At 31.1% G+C, this 2,243-nt stretch carries 1 protein-coding gene; it reads right to left on the bottom strand.

What is annotated here, in order from left to right; genetic code table 11:
• Nucleotides 1-514: 514 nt before the first annotated feature.
• Entirely contained in the window at nt 515-2,002 is a 1,488-nt protein-coding gene (locus INF29_RS14020; protein WP_193487337.1) for a hypothetical protein, read from the bottom strand.
• Nucleotides 2,003-2,243 lie beyond the last annotated feature (241 nt).

Here is a 2,243-nt window from a genome sequence, read left to right as displayed (position 1 = left end):
AATATTTAGGCTTGAACACCCTTATTTTACAACAAGGACGATGCTTTTTGCTTAAGCTTTAATCTCACCCGCAGAGCGGGCGGTTGTTAAAGGCTGCTTTGCAGCCTTCAGCACTAAAGTAATAAAAAAAGGCAGTGAGATTTGCCTATCTCACTGCCCGAAAAGCGTTTTTTGACTCCAAAAACACTATGTCATCTATGTTAATCACTTGTTCCATCATGATTGGACAATAAGTATGCCTGATGAAGCTGGTTGTCCCTTGGTATAAGGTTATTTTTCAAAAAAGTGTTGCTTCTTGTTTCTCAAAATGGCGGAAACAAAAAAATCTGGAATTGGTAGTTGCTCTCGCCATTCCAGATTTTGTTCTTTTCACTATGTATGGATGTTAACCTTTTAATATTACGCCTTGGATAATTCGAATGAGATACTCATTTTTTTGTGTGTAAGTATTACAATTGTACACATAACTTTATGATAAGCTATCATAGCTCGTTTCATATCATCTCACTCAATTTTACACTAGAGCAATAATACCCGTTTTACGTAAACTATCTAATAAAGCTATAGGATTCGCTTCCTTTTTGGAATTTTTGATATCTGTATATGCTTGATAGTTATCCTTTATAATTTCAAAAATATTTTCAATACTGCTTTGTGGATTTTTACTCCAACACATTACCACTTCTGCAACAAAATCTGATAAATAATCATCTAAATGCTCTATATATCTAATCAGTGATGTTCCGTCATTTAGTGCAGAATGTGCTATTTCATTACGTAATCGATACAATCTGCTCAATTGACGTCGTACATTTGTATAGTGGCTATCAATTTTCTGAAACATTTCATTTGCATTTGTAGCAATCAAATGCATTTCATTACACCTTTGTAATAATAATTTATTTATCTTACATTTGTCTAATAATTCCTGATAGACTACTCTATCATTCAGAACTGTAATTATCTCCTCGACTAATTTTTCTTTAGAAGTTTGTCTTAAGTCTATAGAAATATTAGAAAACTGAAAGTCTATATCACATCTTCTACAGTCCTCTACAAAATTTCTAAAACATCTATAAATATATCGCAAACATAACGCTGGTGGAACTGTTTGCAGGACATTTTCTATAATATTTTCATACATATCCGTACGACATAATGACTCCAAAGCAACCCATGTATTCATAAACTTCTCAGTTTGAGCATATGATACTTTTCCCATATTTGCATAGCTATATGTTGCTTGTAATTTAGTACGCAGACTTTGTTCCGCATTTCTATCTAATTCTTTAGAGGCACTAAAAATTTTATATGCACCTTCTAAATAATCATATGTACTATATAAATCTTTTGACTTAAAAAGCTTAACATATTCATTTGAAGTATTCACAGCAAGCCAGCTAATATCACGAATATTCCAAGGTTCAGTCAATCTATAAAAACTAAGTATATTCAGTGCATTAGCAATCTTAGAAATTGCTGAATGTGAAGCAGCATATACATCACGAGCATAAACTTTTGCTAATAGATATTTTTGATTTGGCTCTATTTGATTTAAATATGAGTACTGATTTTTGATATCGGCAGATGCTAGTATTTCAATTCCCATATGACTAATTTCATCCAAAACTCTTTCTTTCGCTGACATATTGTTTTGTCCAGGAACTGCAATCGCTCTAACTTTGAATGGAAGTAAAATATGATATTCTTCAAATGTAGAACTACATAATTTATTTTTAAAATTATCCCATTTTGTAACATCTGTCTTAGAACCATGAAGTATTTTAATTAAATCATGTAAAGCTTCATTTGACCACCCCATACTGGAACAACAACTAATCAACTGATTCGTCTCTTTCTGAATTTCTAAAATAGTATTGTGTTCCAAACTTTCTTTTAAGCAATCAATCAAATGTTCAAAATATTGTGGTTGTATCTTCTGTAATACATAATTTAATTGATACAAAAGAACTTTTTGTTGAGAATCTGTATCTGTCTTCATATTTAAATGACTAAGTATTCTCGTTCTTATAACTGGATAACACTTCTGCAAAATTATATCATTTTTTATTAAATGGACAGTTTCACTTTTGCACTCATCTATATTATGATTACTATTGGATCTATATTAAAAAAGTGGACACATAAAGTAACTATCTATTACAATAAAGTAGACACCAAAAGGAGGTATTTACATGTCAACAAACAGCAAAGGTATTCGCTATGACGAAGACTTCAAAAGA

The sequence above is a fragment of the Anaerotignum lactatifermentans genome, assembly GCF_014982935.1.
GTDB classification, from domain to species: domain Bacteria; phylum Bacillota; class Clostridia; order Lachnospirales; family Anaerotignaceae; genus Anaerotignum; species Anaerotignum lactatifermentans.
This window is presented reverse-complemented; position numbering and strand designations above follow the sequence as displayed.

Excerpts from the sequence above, each read along its gene's own strand:
- INF29_RS14020 (WP_193487337.1), bottom strand. The coding sequence starts at position 2,002 with ATGAAGACAGATACAGATTCTCAACAAAAAGTTCTTTTGTATCAATTA.